This window comes from Paenibacillus sp. WC2504, assembly GCF_052682475.1.
In genome coordinates this window covers 4,157,762-4,175,317 of record NZ_JBQZFH010000001.1, presented here as the reverse complement: position 1 = coordinate 4,175,317, position 17,556 = coordinate 4,157,762, and the positions used below count along the sequence as shown (strand labels likewise).

General features: G+C 36.0%; 16 protein-coding genes and 2 pseudogenes. 6 read left to right on the top strand and 12 right to left on the bottom strand.

The genetic code is table 11. The features are described from left to right. Positions 1 to 11 precede the first annotated feature (11 nt). The gene (locus ACUN27_RS18755; protein ID WP_445559394.1) at positions 12 to 1,115 is read left to right on the top strand and encodes a GerAB/ArcD/ProY family transporter; all 1,104 of its coding nucleotides are present in this window, start codon (positions 12 to 14) and stop codon (positions 1,113 to 1,115) included. Positions 1,116 to 1,189: 74 nt separating this feature from the next. Here ACUN27_RS18755 and ACUN27_RS18750 read toward each other — a convergent pair. From ACUN27_RS18750 to ACUN27_RS18725, 6 genes and pseudogenes are all read right to left on the bottom strand, one after another. Further along, a pseudogene (locus ACUN27_RS18750) lies at positions 1,190 to 1,699 on the bottom strand (transposase); the annotation flags it as partial. 371 nt (positions 1,700 to 2,070) lie between these two features. Continuing rightward, the gene (locus ACUN27_RS18745; RefSeq protein ID WP_445559393.1) at positions 2,071 to 3,573 is read right to left on the bottom strand and encodes a TniQ family protein; all 1,503 of its coding nucleotides are present in this window, start codon (positions 3,571 to 3,573) and stop codon (positions 2,071 to 2,073) included. 436 nt (positions 3,574 to 4,009) lie between these two features. After that, positions 4,010 to 5,554: a tyrosine-type recombinase/integrase gene (locus ACUN27_RS18740; protein ID WP_445559392.1), complete on the bottom strand. Its 1,545-nt coding sequence runs from the start codon at positions 5,552 to 5,554 to the stop codon at positions 4,010 to 4,012. A gap of 66 nt (positions 5,555 to 5,620) precedes the next feature. Beyond that, a complete protein-coding gene (locus ACUN27_RS18735) occupies positions 5,621 to 6,643 on the bottom strand; it encodes an AAA family ATPase (RefSeq protein WP_445559391.1) in 1,023 nt (340 codons plus the stop codon). Positions 6,644 to 6,658: 15 nt separating this feature from the next. Next, positions 6,659 to 8,617: a hypothetical protein gene (locus tag ACUN27_RS18730; RefSeq protein ID WP_445559390.1), complete on the bottom strand. Its 1,959-nt coding sequence runs from the start codon at positions 8,615 to 8,617 to the stop codon at positions 6,659 to 6,661. After that, positions 8,610 to 9,281 carry a TnsA endonuclease N-terminal domain-containing protein gene (locus ACUN27_RS18725; RefSeq protein WP_445559389.1) on the bottom strand — a complete coding sequence of 224 codons (672 nt, stop codon included), beginning with the start codon at positions 9,279 to 9,281 and terminating at the stop codon, positions 8,610 to 8,612. Before ACUN27_RS18725 ends, ACUN27_RS18730 begins: the two co-directional genes overlap by 8 nt. A 151-nt stretch (positions 9,282 to 9,432) precedes the next feature. On the opposite strand from ACUN27_RS18725, the gene ACUN27_RS18720 reads away from it, so the two are divergent. Further along, the gene (locus ACUN27_RS18720) at positions 9,433 to 9,687 is read left to right on the top strand and encodes a helix-turn-helix domain-containing protein (RefSeq protein WP_445559388.1); all 255 of its coding nucleotides are present in this window, start codon (positions 9,433 to 9,435) and stop codon (positions 9,685 to 9,687) included. Positions 9,688 to 9,755: 68 nt separating this feature from the next. Here the strand turns inward: ACUN27_RS18720 and ACUN27_RS18715 are convergent, their stop codons facing one another. Then, positions 9,756 to 10,751 carry a DGQHR domain-containing protein gene (locus tag ACUN27_RS18715; RefSeq protein WP_445559387.1) on the bottom strand — a complete coding sequence of 332 codons (996 nt, stop codon included), beginning with the start codon at positions 10,749 to 10,751 and terminating at the stop codon, positions 9,756 to 9,758. Between the two features lie 38 nt (positions 10,752 to 10,789). Continuing rightward, positions 10,790 to 11,272 (bottom strand): DUF6042 family protein, encoded by a 483-nt coding sequence (locus ACUN27_RS18710; RefSeq protein ID WP_445559386.1) that lies wholly within the window; start codon positions 11,270 to 11,272, stop codon positions 10,790 to 10,792. Between the two features lie 132 nt (positions 11,273 to 11,404). Between ACUN27_RS18710 and ACUN27_RS18705 the strand changes: the two genes are divergently transcribed. Beyond that, entirely contained in the window at positions 11,405 to 11,761 is a 357-nt protein-coding gene (locus tag ACUN27_RS18705; protein ID WP_445559385.1) for a helix-turn-helix domain-containing protein, read from the top strand. 76 nt (positions 11,762 to 11,837) lie between these two features. On the opposite strand, the gene ACUN27_RS18700 is transcribed toward ACUN27_RS18705, so the two are convergent. After that, complete coding sequence (locus ACUN27_RS18700; RefSeq protein WP_445559384.1) at positions 11,838 to 12,122, bottom strand: hypothetical protein; 285 nt, start codon at positions 12,120 to 12,122, stop codon at positions 11,838 to 11,840. Positions 12,123 to 12,277: 155 nt separating this feature from the next. Between ACUN27_RS18700 and ACUN27_RS18695 the strand changes: the two are divergent. After that, positions 12,278 to 12,411 (top strand): annotated as a pseudogene (locus ACUN27_RS18695) (IS110 family transposase); the annotation flags it as partial. 286 nt (positions 12,412 to 12,697) lie between these two features. On the opposite strand, the gene ACUN27_RS18690 reads toward ACUN27_RS18695, so the two are convergent. Together ACUN27_RS18690 and ACUN27_RS18685 are read right to left on the bottom strand one after the other, a co-directional pair. Beyond that, positions 12,698 to 13,465, bottom strand: a complete 768-nt coding sequence (locus tag ACUN27_RS18690; RefSeq protein ID WP_445559383.1) for a YheC/YheD family protein — start codon at positions 13,463 to 13,465, stop codon at positions 12,698 to 12,700. Positions 13,466 to 13,480: 15 nt separating this feature from the next. Further along, positions 13,481 to 13,750, bottom strand: coding sequence for a C40 family peptidase (locus tag ACUN27_RS18685; RefSeq protein ID WP_445560645.1), 270 nt, complete (start codon positions 13,748 to 13,750; stop codon positions 13,481 to 13,483). A gap of 756 nt (positions 13,751 to 14,506) precedes the next feature. Between ACUN27_RS18685 and ACUN27_RS18680 the strand changes: the two genes are divergently transcribed. Then, the gene (locus ACUN27_RS18680; RefSeq protein WP_445559382.1) at positions 14,507 to 15,241 is read left to right on the top strand and encodes a YheC/YheD family protein; all 735 of its coding nucleotides are present in this window, start codon (positions 14,507 to 14,509) and stop codon (positions 15,239 to 15,241) included. A 239-nt stretch (positions 15,242 to 15,480) separates the two neighbouring features. Further along, on the top strand, positions 15,481 to 16,239 hold the full coding sequence (locus ACUN27_RS18675; protein ID WP_445559381.1) for a deacylase: 759 nt from the start codon (positions 15,481 to 15,483) through the stop codon (positions 16,237 to 16,239). Positions 16,240 to 16,712: 473 nt separating this feature from the next. Here the strand turns inward: ACUN27_RS18675 and ACUN27_RS18670 are convergent, their stop codons facing one another. Further along, on the bottom strand, positions 16,713 to 17,510 hold the full coding sequence (locus ACUN27_RS18670) for a COG4705 family protein (RefSeq protein ID WP_445559380.1): 798 nt from the start codon (positions 17,508 to 17,510) through the stop codon (positions 16,713 to 16,715). Positions 17,511 to 17,556 lie beyond the last annotated feature (46 nt).

The following is a 17,556-nucleotide window of genomic DNA, read 5'->3' as shown; positions in this document are numbered from 1 at the left end:
CGGCATGTGAAGTGAGAAACGAAATAAGTGAAAAATATATGGTGTCTCCTTACTTTGTCAGCATTCTATTGTATGTCAGCATTGTGGGAGTTGGAATACTGAATTTTGAGAGGAAATTAATTCTGAATGCCGGATATAACGCTTGGATATCCGTAATTTTGACGGGGATTAGCATGCATATCATCTTATGGATGATGTATAAAATGTTATCCTCTACCTCTGACGGTCAAGAAATTATCACGCTGAACAAAACGCTTTTCGGAAACGTTTTCGGGAATATACTCAACTCAGCAGTGGTCTTTTATTTTGTTTACGGAGCATTTCTGAAATTTAAAATTTATCTTGGCCTGATTCAAGTCAACATGTTTCCAGTAATGAACATTTTGCCCATGAGTATCAGCATCGCTCTGATAATCTACTATACGTTGTTCGGCGGATTCCGGTCGGTTGCAGGAATCAGCTTTTGGGCGACTCTAATTTCCTTTGCTTCAATTATTCCGCAGATTGTACTGACATTGCCGTTTTTGCATCCATTAAACCTGCTGCCACTGCTAAACCATTCGGCGACCGAAATTTTTCTCTCTTCTAAAACCATGGTGTTTGAATATTTGGGGCTTGAGACGCTTCTCATATTTTTTCCGTTTATAAAGACACCGGCAAAGTCGCAAAAATGGGCTCATAGTATGATGATCTTAATTACAATGATATATTTGATGGTTTTAATCATAGCAATTATGTTTTTCAGCGAAGATCAGCTGCGCCATTCCATATGGCCAACAATGGATATGCTCAGTATTTTTGAAGTACCTCTGCTCCAGAGACTCGAATACTTTTTCATATCCATATGGTTTATAAAAATGATTGCCGGGATTTGCATCTACTTATGGGTGGCTTGCCGAGGAATGAAAACTGCTTTTCATATTGGGCAGCGAAGCAGCCTAATTGTATTTCTAATTGCAATCGTGACGATAAATTATTTGATTAAGGACCAAAGAAGTATTGAATGGGTTTCTAATTTGTACTCGCCCGTCGGATTTTATTTTATTTATGCCTATATCCCTTTTATGTTCGTTTGTATGCTTATTAGAAAAAGGTTGACGCATTCTGCGAAATAACGAAAACTCACGGGAAGATGCCCTAATGAAGGGGTGGAGGTCGGTTTTTCTAACGGAACGGGTCTGAGCCCTTTTTTATCTGGCTTGTAGGCTTGGTTGCTACGTGCCAGACCTACTAGTATCCGAGCTAATTTTCCACATAACTTCATAATTGATTTCATTCTTTTCAGCTTTTTGACCTGAACATTATGTTGATGCAAAGCCTTGAATTCTTTGTTCGTCATAACCATGCACATCGTGATTAGATAGAGAAAGTGTCGCAGGCGTGGTCGTCCTCGTTTACTGAGCGTTATCTGGCCCTTCCATTTTCCAGAGCTTGCTTCGGTCAGATTAAGGCCTGCGTGGCGGAGTAGTGTATTTCCATGGATAAAACCGCTGAGATCACCCGACTCCCCTAAAACGCCAGCTAAAGCAATCGCACTTATGCCAGTAATGGCAAGGATTTTGCCAGTATAGGGAATTCGTTTAAGTACGCTTTTGGCTTCATCTTCGATTCTCCGCAGCTGTGTGCTCGCTAAGTCATATTCCTCAAGAAGATGCTCAAGATGGAGTTTGTAAGCGTGTGTTGCCTGGGTAGAACCAACAAGGGCTTTAGTTTCGTAGAACTGAACAAATCGAGGACATTAAATCATTAGGTGAGATGGAAGTCGTTACAGGAGATATGCTGGATCAAAAGGCTGTAAATGAGGCATTAGTCGGAATTAGGTCTGTATACCACATTTGTTCAGCTATGAATCCTGATGAAGTTCAAATCGGACAAATAATCATACAAGCAGTGTGCGATTAGCAGCGTTGTAGATGAACTTTGTTCAAAGTAATACATGTTCACAAAACCCGTATTTTATACATATGTCCTACCGTGTGACAGCATATCTCTGAATGCCCCTATCTCGGTGTCTAACGACACAAATTTCCCAACATTAATGACACAAATTCCCCTACTTAAAATTGATTCTTATTTTATAAGAGATATTATTCTTAATCCGTATAGATACTTTTCTGCTGCTTTTTTTTCATTATTAAAGCCAGGATTAATCGCTAATCTCATAGGTAAATGTGAAAATTCATCTTTTCTGAATTCTTTCATTTGGTTGTTGTATGGACACTGCATTTGCTTTTTCTGATGTATTTCATCACTGCTGCTTAAAAACAACTCTATTACAGATTCATTCTCATCAATTGTAAATGAGATAATTTCAGCAAAGTTAAATTCATCATATCTAGTTTTTGGTCTAATACTTTTTTCTGCGTATTCTCTTGCTATTACAATCCATTCATTAAAATGATTCTTTGCAACATTCCATACCATGTGCCTAATAACCCACATTAAAGATCTGTGATTTAATAGACCTCCGAAATTTTTTAATATGTAGGCAATTGTCTCTTTAATAGCATCATTATTGCAATAAAAAGGTAATTCAAGTTCTTTAAGCGCCCTCTTCTTTCTAGGTATAACTTCATTATAAAATGGATTGATACCAAATAGTGATTCTTTCCAAAATATATATGCATAAGCATAGGGACATATTTTGGGGAACTCTTTGTCCTCTCTAGATTTATACAGTCCAGAGAATCTTCTTATACAGTGGCTATGCTCAAATAAAATTGTTCTAAGTAAAAATTTCTCGAATGATATGAGGACATCTCTAGAAGTATTGTATATTTCGTCGTAAAGATTAATTTCTACTTCTTTGCTGTTACTATTATTAAAATTCATTTTAAAAGTTAATCTAGTACCTCCTTTATTTTCGTTTTCCATTGACGCAAATAAATGGTCCATAATTTTGAATCTGTTTGTATCATTCAAAACCAATTTTCCATGTAATATAGTGCTTTCTATTTTGTTAAGTAATTTTGTACTCATCGAGAATCCACTTAATATTCGTTCATCTCTAATTGCTAATTCGTGTGTCCAAGATTCCATAAAATTGTAACCACTTTTCTTTCTTACCATGCTCTCTCCACAATTGCATAAGAAACCTGATTCTAACTCATGTTGAGGAAGTAGATAAGGAATATTATTACTACAATTTTTACATAGTTTCTCGAGTTTGCTTAAGTGAAAAGGACATTTTTCAAAAAGCACAACTTGATGTAGAAAACTATGGAAACCTTGACTGATGCATTCAGTGCAATATACCAAGTTTTCATTAATAATGTTTTTGGATTGGATAATTTTAGGGACAACTCGATAAACCGATTGAATAGCATCACGTTTGTAATTTTCGAGATTTATCCCAGTTGCCTTCTCAAGTAAATCTACATCTAATCCATCAAGTGAATTAATGTTTCGGAACCTCTTCCCTAACTTTCCTGCTTTTATCTTCTTGGCCTCAGTACTTCCATACGACTGGAGTAACTGTTTGGTATTTATTTGGTTTGCATATTTTAATTTTTCTAGTATCGACCATAGAGATTCACTAGGGAGAATCCACTCTCTATTCCATGTTAGACTCATTTATTTACCCCCACCTTTTAATTTGTGTATATTTTTTATAGTAGTGAGCCACAAAGTTTATCGTTGGAAGCCCACTGTGTTAAAAAATAGATACACAGGTTAATATCTAGACCCACCGCTGTATCTTTCAGCTAATATGGAATGATGTGTTGCTGGAAACAGCTCACAAACATTCAGTGGAAGATCACAGAGTGACAAAGTATGCATCTAGTTGCCAGTGCCATGACCGCTTCCAGAAGACATGCTGGAGGCGGACTTGCATCCCCCTGCTGTTCCCCGAAAGAGAGCAAGCATCATAACAAGGTTGTATCCTTAGCCTGCTCTGGAGCGAGATCAGAGCCTGAAAACAAACATAGCTGCACACGCGGAGCAAGCTACTACTGGATGAACTAGTCTACGCATGCTTCTACGATCTTCATATCACAATTCAATGGCTCTATGACAACGAAATATTCAATTTGTTCAGAATATCTAAAAACTTATGTAACTTGGGTTCAAGAATCTCAATCATCCTGAATCTACCAGCTAATTTATGTTGCTCAATTTTTGTTTGAAGCTCAGTAATCTGAACTTTGTAATACTCAAAAAAAGTGTTATCTATATAAAAACTCGAGCATTTATACGAGATACAAGGCAAATCCACCATTTGATTAACATACATACAATGTGTCTTAGGAGATTTAATACAGTATCCATGCTCTAGTCTTAACTCCTCAAAATTCCTACTTAACCAATCAAGTCTAACTCCATTTTCTAAAGCTTGATCATTTAAATTAGTTGTTTCTACAATCCCTGTATTTGCATTTAATCTTACTGCGTTCAATGCTAAGGAGTTTTCCCAATGATTTTGTCTTGTTAAATCGTGAATTTTAGCATAAGTAACAGCCATCAGAGGAGTTGTATTTGATTGAAGTTTTTGTACGTCAATAATACTTAATCCATTACTAATCTGTTTCAGGCCATATCTATGTTTAAATGCTACAGAGCTGAATCTATATACGATCCCATTTTCATCACGAATGTTATTCTCACGTGCAAAAGAATTTAGTTGACGTAATACGCTTGCCTGAAGATAGGGCTTTCCTCGCCATTCAAACTTCCCTTTATATTTTAGAAAAAGATACTGTCCTGAACTTTTATTTTCAGGGTAATCTTCATTTACTTGCTGCCGCTGCCCTCTTACAAATTGTGCAATATTTTCTCGAAGAGGTACTTGTATTGCTTTAGTGCGTTCGCTTTTAAGCCAGATGCCATCTTCACCTTCTATTAGACAATTTAACTTAAGATTTAATATGTCAATTAGATGAAGTCCTGTTTCTTCCATTAACAACAATATAGTTACATATTGAGGATCTAGAAGCGAAATTTTATCTAGTATCTGATTCCAAATATAATCAGTAACATGTTTATATTCTGTGATTTCACGAGGTTTAAGCTTAGGTCGATCTTCTTGATATATTAAGGATCTCACAGGTTTTAATGGTGCTTCAACCCATTCATATCTTTGCATAAAATAAATGAAATTCTCAACATTAGCAACCATGCTCCATAAATAATAATCCGAGGGTTCCTGATTTCTATAAAGTGGACTTTCACCACCCATCGGTTTAGTTGATATATTTGAAAAATAACCTTCAATATCTGATCTTGTAAGTTCTTTTAAATCGATCCAAAGAGGGTATTTTTCATATAAATAAGCAAAAAAGACGTTTAAGCGGCAAACGTCTTGAATGGCTGTATTCCAGCGGATACTATCGGTATCAATTAAGCGCTCTTTTACATAGCGTTTAACTAAGGGCCTAAAATTTTCATGAATTTTAGTAAAAGTAATAAAATAGTCTGTCCGTGTTAGATAGTGTGGGATACCAATTTTTCGAACATCCCATTTATCTTGCTCAAGTTCAGTCAAGTAATCTGGGTTGAGATTATTTTTGTTGTTACCATATTTATTTTCAGTTGCAAGTATTTTACCAACCTTCAACAGGTATACCCCCAAACCTAGTGGAATACTCTAAATCCTTTCCATCAAGTTCCATGAATATACCTTTTATTTGTCCTTATTTATCTTCTTCCTAATTTCTGATGAAACATAGTTTGACTTTAGAATTGCTTCCATCCAATTACTTTTTGAAATCCAATGTTGAGATTTAGAACTGTTTTTACCATAATCAATAAAAATAATTTTTATAGCTTTTACCATGTGCTGCATAGGTATTTCAAATGTTCCTTTAATATTATTTTTTTGCCGCAAACTTGAGAAAATCTCATAAATATCCTTTGCAAACTTTTCAAGTCGCTCCCCTGTTGCAAATGCTTCTGGAAAATAAAATCTGGTAAATGACCAACCACTGCCTAATGGATACTCACTTTCAGTATCATAACATTTCAAACAAGTTTCAATATCTTCAACAGACTTAATTCCTGAAAACTTGTGCTCATCAATCATGAATCGCTGAATAATTTGATCAGTATTTCCTCTACTGAAAATTGTTTTTTGTGAGTTTAGTTGATCTTGTCCCACTAAAAAGATAGTTAATGTAGTTTGCACCTTTTCAAGTTTATTGAAATAGTCGATTAGCCACTCGTAATGTTGCTCATCAAGACATTGTGCCTCATCTATAAATAAAATTACTAATCGACGGCTGTTTTGTTTACCAAGTTCGGTTAAGAAGTGAATCAATCTTTGCCTCTTTGCGTTTAATTTTCCTACTAAGGCAAGGTCATGATCCATGTCTGAAAGAAGGGTTTCAATAAACTCCTCTTCCTTTGCTATTTTTGAGTGAAGACTCACAATATGAAATATTGGGATATTTTCTTTGAAATACTGTGGAATATTTTTAACCAAATATTTAATCATCCATGTTTTTCCTAATCGCGGTCGGCCGAAAATCGTTGCCCCAGTCGTTCGTAATTGTACCCATCTGCAAACAGATGCAAATAATTTAACAATCTCATTTGTTGGTATTTGATAATCATCTGTATCGATGGGATGGCTGCCTGATGGGATATCGGGTCTGTTCAAGTCAAATAAAATTAAATCATCTGTGACTTTAGCTAACGGTTTCGACATGCTATTCACCTCACATTAACAAATTGTTTTTAACATACGTTTGAATTCAGCAAGATCGTCCTCATTACTATTATTATTCTGAGTATCGTTCTTATCTAATGTCTCAATTTCAAATACGATTTCATTTTCCTCAATAAGAACCATTCCATCATTTTGAGTATGTTCTTGATTATATCTTTGTAGAGCTGCTAAATGATTTCGGGTTGTTTTATCTGTAGTAGCCTTCTCTTCCCAATACTTTTCTAGAGCCTCTACCGGGGAATCGTTGAAATCTAATCTGATCTTATCTTCTCTAACAAGTTTATTGATTGTTTTCCTTGTCCTTAAAGAATGTGGCCTTTTTCCCCATCCTCCCCTTGCTTTTAAGAAATCGAGCTCCTGTCCATCTGGTAAAAATGCTCGAATAATCGAGATATCATCAATATTAACTTCGATAATGATTTCAGTCCCGACAAGACTAAAATTCCTAGCAACAAGTGTGCTTGTATATTCTACACCTTCATAGTTAATGTGAGGTCGTTTTCCAGATTTTTTTGAACCTCTGATAACTCTTGTTGTCTGAAAGTTAAAGAAACTTACGTCTGATCGCTTATTTTCATCAAGAACTCGTGGTAACATATCGCGGTATTTAATTCTTTGTTCCATTGACGCAAGAGGACTAATTCCAAAAATTGAATGTTTCTTGGAATTGTATTCTGCAATTACCACTTCAATTAATTGTTCAAGTTCTTCAGCTTTTGCTTCAATATTTTTAGCCAATTTCTCAGGGTTTTTCCTTTTAGGATCTTTAGGATTACTACCAGTTGTAATACCTAATCTTTGAATGTGGTTTTGTGTTAATAGGCCGAAGAATCGTTCAATTATTGATCTTGCTTCTGGAAATTTTGCCTTTCCAGGATTTACTGAACAATTGATAAGACCAGTTAGTTTATTCCTAACAATATCAGCTAAGTTTGCGAATGCATTGTCTAGTTTTAATTCTGACCATACCGCCCAATTTGTTTCGGGAATTACTGCTGTTGGAAAACCTATTGTATCCGGGTATTTTAGCCCTGGTATCGTGAAATTCATTGGCTTCCAAGGGACAATTGCTTTTTTTATACAATGTAGGACATCTGCAGAAGAATACTCAGGGCTCAAGCATAAATAGTACCCAAGTACGACACGAGTCGCTTCATCCATCATTAATAGCAACCATATTCTACGCATTTCTTCAACAACTTCATCGCCATAAATATTAGTGAATTTGATAGTTAAGATTGCATCAATCTTGTGACCATCAAAATGAACACATTCATAAGGAATAACCCTTAATTCCTTATGTGAAGATTGACCGTCCAAATCCTCCAATCGTCTTTCAGTATCTTCTCCGAATCGGTTACTTGCTTCGGATAGATTATCATTTATTAAATCGTCAACAAATCGGTATAAAGATCTAAGACCTTTGTCTTTTGTATTAAATGGATACTCATTGAGCTTAATCCCTAGTGCACGACAGAGTTTAAGGAACTTATCATCACGTAGATCTTTAACTCTAATTATTCGATCTGCTACTGGACGTTTACGTCGGTTAAGAACATACTCTTTAATCATTTTTTCTATGTCAGGGTACTCCTCTAGCAATTTTTTGAATGCTCCTGTAAGTTTCTTGCCGTCAAAACCTTCAGTGTCACTTATTCTCACATAAGATTCACCAACGCGTTTATGTGAAATTAAAGCTCTGAATCCCCATAAAACACCTTCATTGTCTCGTTGTAAACATTTTTTCACAAAATTATTTAACTCTTTCCTTTGTATGCCAGTAATTTGAGTTATTTCTTCGATAGATTTTTCATTATCCAAATACAATTCAACTGCTGTTTTTCTATTTTCAAAAACTTCTTCCCGTAAATCGAAATATACAGTTGGCCATTTAGTATAATCAAGATCATCAATTGAATATTTAATGTTTTCAGTAATTCTAACTCTACTCAACTAACCACACCTCCGTATTAATGCCTACCGCAGTGGAGCCTAAGTTTGCATTAAGTACTCCTTCGTAAATTAGGTTATATAAAGTATCACGAACACTTTGTTTACTTAGATGTGGTAACTGTACCTCTATATTTCTGATTGTGGATTTCTCATTCAATTTCAAAATATTAATAATACTTTTGCGTTCAATATCATTCTTTATTTTACGATTATCAATATATGGCAACATAATTTTATAATTGTTTAGTAGCAGCTTGTTCTGATAAATAAAATCTTCTGAATGAACTTCGTAAGGGTGACCAAATGAAGAGCACCATTTGCGTTGTTTTTCAACCTGTTCGGATGACCGTTTTGAAAAGTCTTGATGGTTTGGATTTAAGTCAGCTGCATATTTAATTTCGACGAACTTGTATTTATTGTCAACTGTCATAATCCACATGTCAAAAATTGTATCTACCCACTCACCGTTTACAAACTCTTTAACGTGCAGCGGTTGCTCACAAAAATATTTTACATTTTTATCAAATTCAATCAGTATCCAATGATCATACTCGAGGTCACTATAAAGAAAAACATCACGTTGGATTTTAGAACTGTATTTAATCCAATTATTATTACCATACCTTCCGTTGCGCCGTTTTTTTATAACCGGTTGAGTATACAATTATGATCACCTTTTCCTTCATTGTTGGTTATTTTCTCCAATAAGTAAGATTTATAAACAGAAACAGAATATTTCAATCTATGATCATATTATTTCTTGAATTGGTAATACTAGACTATGAGAAATCAGGATAAGGAAATGAGGTGGATCATTGAGTAATAATGAGTTATATAAAAAAGTTGGTGGAAACATTAGGAAGTTACGTATTAATAGTGGAATATCGCCTTTAGAGTTGGCAAATAGAATATCACTTTCTCGTCCCTCAGTTATTAATATTGAAAATGGAAATCATCGTATCCAATTGCACACACTTTTTCAAATTGCAGAAGTATTAAAGGTGAACGTTATAACGTTATTAGTTGAGAATACTGAAAATAGGAATGAAAGTGAAATTAGTGAATTATGAGTGTCATAATTAATAAACAAAAAACAATCTCATTATTAGGAGATTGTTTTTTTGTTACAAAGTATTTCTTATGAAAGAATTAAATCGATAAGATCAATTGATAATGATTTTGAACCATTCATCCCTTTGATATATTTTAATGGTCCCTGAGTTGACCAGTCGATGTGCTTGAATTTTGATATTGCTTTCTTAATCCCAGTGTAATCAAATTGTTTTTTATTTTGCGAAGTGCACATAGTTAAGATTTTAGAGCCGGCAATTGAAAGCGCATCGAGACATACAATATGGGTAATTCGATAGCCATTGTAATCTAGCCATTGATTTGGGAAAGCTTCCTTTAAAGCATTATAATAGTTGATTGACATATTTAACTTTTCTTCTTTAGAGAAACCAATAATCGCGGGATCCTTAATAAGAAGATGTAATGTTCTATAAATGTTTTGTAGTGTTATATGCCTTCCTTTGTTTCTTTTACCAATTATGCTGCCAATATTATAAAACGGGCTTTCTTGTCTTACCAAAAGTTCAGTTGCAATCCAACTCAATTCATCTGAATCTCTTCGCAAAAACTTACTTAGAGAAGATCCAATCCCTCGTGCTTTTGTATTGATTGTATCAAATAATTTAATCTCTTCATCCTCATCTAAGCAATGAAAGGCCAAAAATGGAACATTTATTTCTGAGTTCGTTTCTTGCATATAACGTTTAATTCCGCCAAGACGATGCTGACCATCCATCAAGGATGCTTTCCCTTTACAAATTAGCCTTCCAAATTGCGGTCTATGCTTATCATAGCTAGTAAATTCCCACAAGGATCCAGCATTAAACAATATTGGGGTAAATAAAGCATCTTCTCCCTTTGAAAGATACACAGCAAAATCATTGCAGCGTTTGAGGTCGACTGGTCTTTGATATCCTTTACCGGAGGGTTCATCATATGGTTTAACAAATGTTAAATTAAGTGCAATTGAAGCTGAAAAAGTGCTTTGATATGTTATTTTCCCTCGCATTTTGCTTTGAATTACATTTTCAATCACAATTGGGCTTGGAAGTAAGTTATTCATGATAGCATTCTCCTGAGGTTTACATATTCTCTAAGTTGTTATATGATTTTAAAAATATTTTCAGGTCGTGGGAACGGATGAATGATAAGGTCTAATAAGACGTTCCTCTGGTTATCTAATATTTCTATTATAAAACCTAAACGTATAAATAAATTTATGACCTCTTGCATATTTTGCGGGTAAAATAAGTTATTGTTTTCTAAGCGCAATCTAAGATTTTGTTCTCTTGTAAAGTAAAGATTAAACTCATTTACTTCTCTTAGTGAATTTAAATTTGGTTTCGTTTCATGAAATTTCCAAAATAAGCCGCGATCGTTATTATTAATTAAAAAATCGATGATTTGATCTTTGGTGTATTCTAGAGCAATACAATTACTGATTTGTGGAAGTGTAATTATATTAACAATTGGCAAACATGATATCCATCCATAATCATAAAGACTTTGGGGCATAATGCACTTACCTTTTGGAATCATATCTAATTGGGAAAGTTGTCTAACGGATATTTTCCCGTGATCCATTTTTGGACATCCCCCCTTTCAAATAATTTCAAGACAAATATACCACTTATAAGTTATAAAAACAATATATACAACTGATAATGGGGTGTATAAATATTGGAATGATACCTACTCTGAATATGAGGTGGTTATATGACTTATTTAAAAAAAATGGTTGGAGAAAAAATAAGAGAAATTAGAAAACATAAAGGTCTTACACAAGAAGAATTAAGTGAGCGAGCACAAATAAAATATACATATTTAGGTGATGTTGAAAGAGGAGTTAGAAATATATCATTAGAATCATTAGAGAAAATTATGAACGCACTGGAAATAAGACCTGGTGATTTATTTGATTATAGGGAGCTCAATCTAAGTTCTAACGAAATTGAATTGGAGGCAATTCTAGAAGTTCACCATAATTATCTCAAAGTAAAAAAGATTGAAGATGTTAAAATGATCCATGTAATTACCAAAGAAATATTTAAAAGAATGGAGGAAAGAGGATAGTCAATAAAATTTTAAAAGTCAATCTACAACACAAAAAGAGCACACTTAGAAATAAGTGTGCTTTTTATAATATAAATTAAGCTCGCTTCATTCCAAATAAAGCATTAACTCCCGCGAATAAAGGTATAGCAGCCACAATTCCAATCGCACAGTACACATTCACCCAGTCAGTGATCAGCCCCGCGGCAAGTGCACCGAAGGCGTATCCACTATCTCGCCAAAAGCGATAAATGCCTAAACTCGATGCTCTCCATAAAGGGTCAGATGCATCGGTAACTGCAGCTTGCAGAGTTGGACATACGAGTGCAGTACCGAAACCGAGCAAACCGCCGCCAAAGCCAGATCGAGGCTGAGACGGCAAATGCGGCAGCAGAGTGGAAAAGAGGCGGACGCCTCGTGTTAACTAATTGGACAACTTGATGTGCCACGAATGGACTATCACGATGATAGATGGTACCGATTATACCGTTAGTTCCTAACACCCGGATGCTGATAGTAGCGTGTTTACCACCGTTCAGTAAACGAGGTCGCCCACGATTGCGCCACTTCCTCTATTTAATCCGATGTGCATGGTCATGAGTAACCAAGAATTTATAGCTTTACACAACTATAATGTTCAAGTAAAAAAACTTAAAAAGATGAAATCTATATTTATTCAGCTATCTGTATCCGTTAGTTTTTTTCATCAGGCTCCAAAACGCTCGGATGAAATAATTTCTCTACCTTTTTAACCTTTCCGCCTTTAGCCACAACCTCGTTACATGTCTCCCTACCGCGGCAACCCTGCCAATCATGCCTATGATTTGCCAGCTCCCCGTGCTGCCACGTTGAACAACGCGATAGCAAATGGTCGGTTCTTACGGCTGAAACGTAAGTAAACTAAAAAACTGCAATACAAGTAAACATGTAATTAGAGTTTTTTAGTTTGGAGGAGACTCATTTCCTTCTAATCTTTCCAGCTTTGAGAGCTTTCATATACTTATTTCTTAAGCTTTTAATTTTTCGATACATCGTTTTATCTTTGAGTTTGTTAAACAGATCATGGGATGGATAGTCAAAATTGACTTCAATGATCCATATTTTATGATGTTGATCGATACCAAAATCGATGCCAATTTGAGAAGAATATTTGTAGCGATTAAATCGATCACATATGCGATGACTTAAGTCGATTAGGTCTTTAATCGTTCTTTGTTGCTGCTCATGGGTTAAACGTAGTGAAGTGTCTAATGCATTCTCAATCGGAATTACATATCCACCTCCCCTATTTACGTTTGTAATGACACTAGACTGTCCAGCAACTTTGGCTAACATTCCTGTATACTGCCACTCATTCTGTGAGTTGCGCATCATCATGACTCTGATATCAAAAGGCCTCGTTTGGATTTTGGCTAAATGAATCGTTCTCTGGAGGATATATTGATCTTTCGAAGTCAGTTTTTGTATCGCGTTATAGGTGGACTTCAGATTCCGAAAGGATTTGTACCCCCCCTTCACTTTAACTAATCGATACTCCTTATCCGTAGACCAAGCTTTCATAATGCCTTTACCCATGTGAGACATATTCGGTTTTATGTAAACCGATTGATAGCGTCTCATAAACCGATAAAATGAATCCCGTTTTAATACCGTTGTCGGCGGCAAAGTTGCTCTGATATGGGGATCCTTCGAATAAAATAAGTGCAATCCTAACTTACCTGGCATGCCATCCTCTCCCTGTTAAAGTATCTCGCAATAAGGGCTTCTCCTTCTCGTAATTGTCACGTCGGGAGGTGATTTATACGTATTGAGCATCCTGCCATTTTTGATATCAACCCCACAATGACCAATCCTATTATCCGAATAGTGCGGTCTACGGAAAAAGATGACATCACCGGCTTCAACATTCTTTTGAGCGATCCTTTTGCCCACAGTTGCTTGAGATCTAGTCGTTCTGGGCAAGCTGATGCCATTTTCACGAAATGTATTGGAGATACGATGAACAATCAAATCTTCTTGACCTTTGGATATATGGTTTTGCTCCAAACCGATAATGCGTCCCTCTCAAACTCATTCCGAGAGCTATTATGGCAGGTGCTTTTTCTGTTTGTTTGATCCTATTTGAAGTGATATCTACATTAAAGAGCCTATTGATTGACCTAAAACTCAAGTATCGTTTTCCCTGGTCAGTTAGGAGGGGATCCATCCGGAAGTTATCTCCCTCCCTTCCGGAAATCCCTCCCTGTTGTGAAAAGATATGAATTCAATACCACCTGTAGCCAAACAGGAACCTGGCATACCTCCTTTTAAATCATAATCTAGAATTTCCAATACATCCAAAGCTAGGTAGCGATTTCCGTTTAGAATGCTAATTATTTTGTTTTTAAAAGTTCTACGCGTATTTTTCAAAAAAGTCCTTTTGTAAAATAAATGTCAATCGTTTGTCTTTGTATAATTGGCATAACAATCTTCACCTTTTTTCAATTACTTCTTTATATTCTTAGAGGAAGGAATTTGAACCCTGGAAAAACACATTAAAATAAGATGGTCGTTAATAACCTCCATCTTCCCGGGTTCATTTCGTTCGTAGTCATGTCTACGTTTCTTAGATTATGACAATTGAAATGATTGGGTGCCGTTTCCGGCAAAAACAACACTTCTTACAGTTTCGAGCATCACACTTATCTAAAGCCATCTAAATCCTGTGCCCCCTGTAAATTTGTTCGCATATAATACCTCTAAATGAATATGTAGGAGGTTACTGTAATGAAGAAAGTGAAATACAAAATGGGCAAATTAGGCAAACATATTTTCATGCGAAAATATAGCAATATAAACACGTTATTACCTGACACAGAAGCTGCAACAAAATCTAACATCTTTAATATGATAAGTAAGTATGACTCTCTTTACTTAAAACCAGATGAAGGCACCGGAGGTCGTGGAATATATAAAATAACTAAAACCGAAAATGGATTTGTTTTAAGAGGTGGAACTACCTCAAGAAATTATGAAACCTTTGATGCTTTATACAGTTCTCTTCACAAGTTCTTATATAAAAACAAATATGTTGTTCAACAAGGTATTGATCTGTTAAAACATGACGGTCGCTCATTTGATATACGGGTTATGGTGCAAAAGAACAGAAATGGACAACTCCAAACGACAGGTATAATTGGGCGGTTGGCTAAACCGAACAAGATAGTAACTAATTTCCACAGTGGAGGAACACCATTAAAAATAGACACATTACTCAAATCACATCTCAGAGGAGCCGATAGGACAAACTTTATAAAGAAGATTAAATCATTAGGGAGAGAAGTGAGTATTGTTCTCGGTGAAAGTTATAGAAGAAAAAAAGCTTTCGGAGTTGATATTGCTATTGATACAAATATGAAGCCATGGATTCTAGAGATTAATACTGGGCCAGATATGAGTATTTTTAATACGCTTAAAGACAAAACAATGTATAGAAAGATTTTAAGGTATTCAAGATTTTGAACGATCAATTCGATGAACTAGCCTTGTTTCAGGAACGTTTCGTCTAAGTTTCAGAACTTTTATTATCGATTTACTTACATTCTGCTTGGTTGCAAACCCTCACATTAAATCCATTTCTCCTCAACGAAATTTAAACATTGAGCATAAGTTTGCGTTTTTGATGTTGTTTGTGCTTGTGTCTATTTCAATAACTTAAGTAGGTGCATACCATAAATGATCTTGGAGGTGACTTTTGCAAAATGCACATAACGGAGAGTCTTTTAGCGAAAGACACGAAGTTCGAAACACCTTATTACATTATCAAGGGTTCCTCAGCAGGGAATAAAGTAATTGTAACAGCAGGTATTCATGGTGATGAAAGAGCAAGCATTCTCGCAGCTAAAAAATTTTTGGGTTTGATACAGAAGGATCTTCTCCACATTAACAAAGGGAGTTTGATTATCATTCCAATTGTTAATCAAAACGCCTATAAAGAGCGGATTAGGGGTATTCCCGATTTGAATCGGACTTTCCCGCGTAAACACAGTCATGTGGCAAGTCATCCTCTTTCGACTGCCTTATTTAAATTGGCAAAGGATTTCCAGCCATCCTGGTATATTGATCTACATGAAGCAAACGGTTTATCAAAAATTAACCCAAAGGTGTTAGGACAAACATTAATTGCCAATCCTAAAAGCAAAGTAATACCTTTTGTAAGACGAATTGTGCGTCTCATGAATCTCACGATAAAACAAAAATCAAGACATTTTACGGTTCGCTTGCGGAATTTACCCTCTGGTTCGGGTCGTAATGCCGCATATCGTTTATTAAATTCAAGAGCTATCACCGTCGAAACGAGTTGGAATTTACCCCTTTCTGATCGAGTAAATTATCAAATGAAAATCCTTCGGAATATTCTAAATGAAGCAGGCGTGCTAAAAGAAGATATTGCTAGGTTCCCTCAACAGAATGATGAGCGGCAACTCAATAGGGAAGGTTACCGCTCTTTCTTTGGTTGATGCTGTATATGAAAAGACGACTTCTACTCCATCTTTTTGGGTAGTTGTCGTCATATTTGCATTTATACGTCCTGTTTGTTCAGGTATTCTTATTCACTTAGTTTCAATTTCCGTTTGGATTAACTGCGAATATTGCCTTCGCCCCTTCCATCTCCATCCCTAATCATTTTCCTTTCCATCACGAAGCGAGATCTAGTCGCACCCTCATCAACAAAAGCCGCCTATGAAACGAAAGGATTTGCCGTCATCTGGCAAGTAGTCGTAGTTGTAGGTATACTGGTGCTCGAAGCAGGATCCTGCTATTATTGGCGCAGTACAAGTCTCCAAGATGTTCTACCACAGGGGGATTCAACTAGCTACGTTCAGCAAGCCTCCAATTATGAATGCCAATCAAATGTCCTTCTTCGTGCAACCTTCTGATGAGTTCTGGATATTTCTCCGCTTTGACACTAATGGCAGGTCATTAGATTTCTTTAGGCAACTTTGATATCTCCATTTGTATCTTGCGATTGTGCGGGAGAACCTCCACGGAATACAACAAGGATAACAATAAAAATAGTTAATACAAGACTAACCGCACCGCTGCCAAACCCCATTCCACCGTTACTTTGCGATGCAGATAACCAATCAGCAAACGAGGCACCTACTGGTCGCGTCAAGATATAAGCGAACCAAAAAGCAAAAATTTCTTTCATACCAAACATAAAATACCCTACAGCTGGTATGACAAGCATCCCGGTAAACAGCAAGCCAGAAGTGAAGTATCCTAAGTGCATGCTCGTCGCGGTCATGTCCCCTGCAGAAGTACCAAGAGCAAATGTCGTTAGAACCGTAAGCCAGTAGTAAATCTCGCGGCGACGTGTAATAATACTATGAACAGATAACGTTTTTTCCTTGTAAAACCAAGTGATGAGAATAGCAGCTAGTGCCGCTACAAAGAAAAGGGTCGATACGATATAGGGAATACCCAAACCTACACGAACAACGTCCGCGGCCATTGTGCCAAAAATACTAACCATGATGACGACTAGCCAGTAGACACTAGGAATATATTTGCGCACTTTGAGTTGCAAGAACATGGCTGCGATGAATATAAGAACACTAAGTGGTGCTGAAATAAGCGGATTCAGGTGCTCGAATAAGTAATCAGAAGCGACTTCGCCCATGCCGGTTGTCAGCAGCTTGGTGATCCAAAAATAGAGCGTAATTTCGGGTACCTTGGCAGCTAATTGTTTAATGTGATTAAATATAGATGATCTAGCATTACTCATTGTTGATCTCTCCTTACCTTGAAGTTGCGAATTTTTGCGTGGCGAC

Excerpts from the sequence above, each read along its gene's own strand:
- ACUN27_RS18715 (WP_445559387.1), bottom strand. The coding sequence starts at position 10,751 with ATGAATAACTTACTTCCAAGCCCAATTGTGATTGAAAATGTAATTCAA.
- ACUN27_RS18705 (WP_445559385.1), top strand. The coding sequence starts at position 11,405 with ATGACTTATTTAAAAAAAATGGTTGGAGAAAAAATAAGAGAAATTAGA.
- ACUN27_RS18690 (WP_445559383.1), bottom strand. The coding sequence starts at position 13,465 with ATGCCAGGTAAGTTAGGATTGCACTTATTTTATTCGAAGGATCCCCAT.
- ACUN27_RS18670 (WP_445559380.1), bottom strand. The coding sequence starts at position 17,510 with ATGAGTAATGCTAGATCATCTATATTTAATCACATTAAACAATTAGCT.
- ACUN27_RS18735 (WP_445559391.1), bottom strand. The coding sequence starts at position 6,643 with ATGTCGAAACCGTTAGCTAAAGTCACAGATGATTTAATTTTATTTGAC.
- ACUN27_RS18710 (WP_445559386.1), bottom strand. The coding sequence starts at position 11,272 with ATGGATCACGGGAAAATATCCGTTAGACAACTTTCCCAATTAGATATG.
- ACUN27_RS18745 (WP_445559393.1), bottom strand. The coding sequence starts at position 3,573 with ATGAGTCTAACATGGAATAGAGAGTGGATTCTCCCTAGTGAATCTCTA.
- ACUN27_RS18680 (WP_445559382.1), top strand. The coding sequence starts at position 14,507 with ATGAAGAAAGTGAAATACAAAATGGGCAAATTAGGCAAACATATTTTC.
- ACUN27_RS18675 (WP_445559381.1), top strand. The coding sequence starts at position 15,481 with ATGCACATAACGGAGAGTCTTTTAGCGAAAGACACGAAGTTCGAAACA.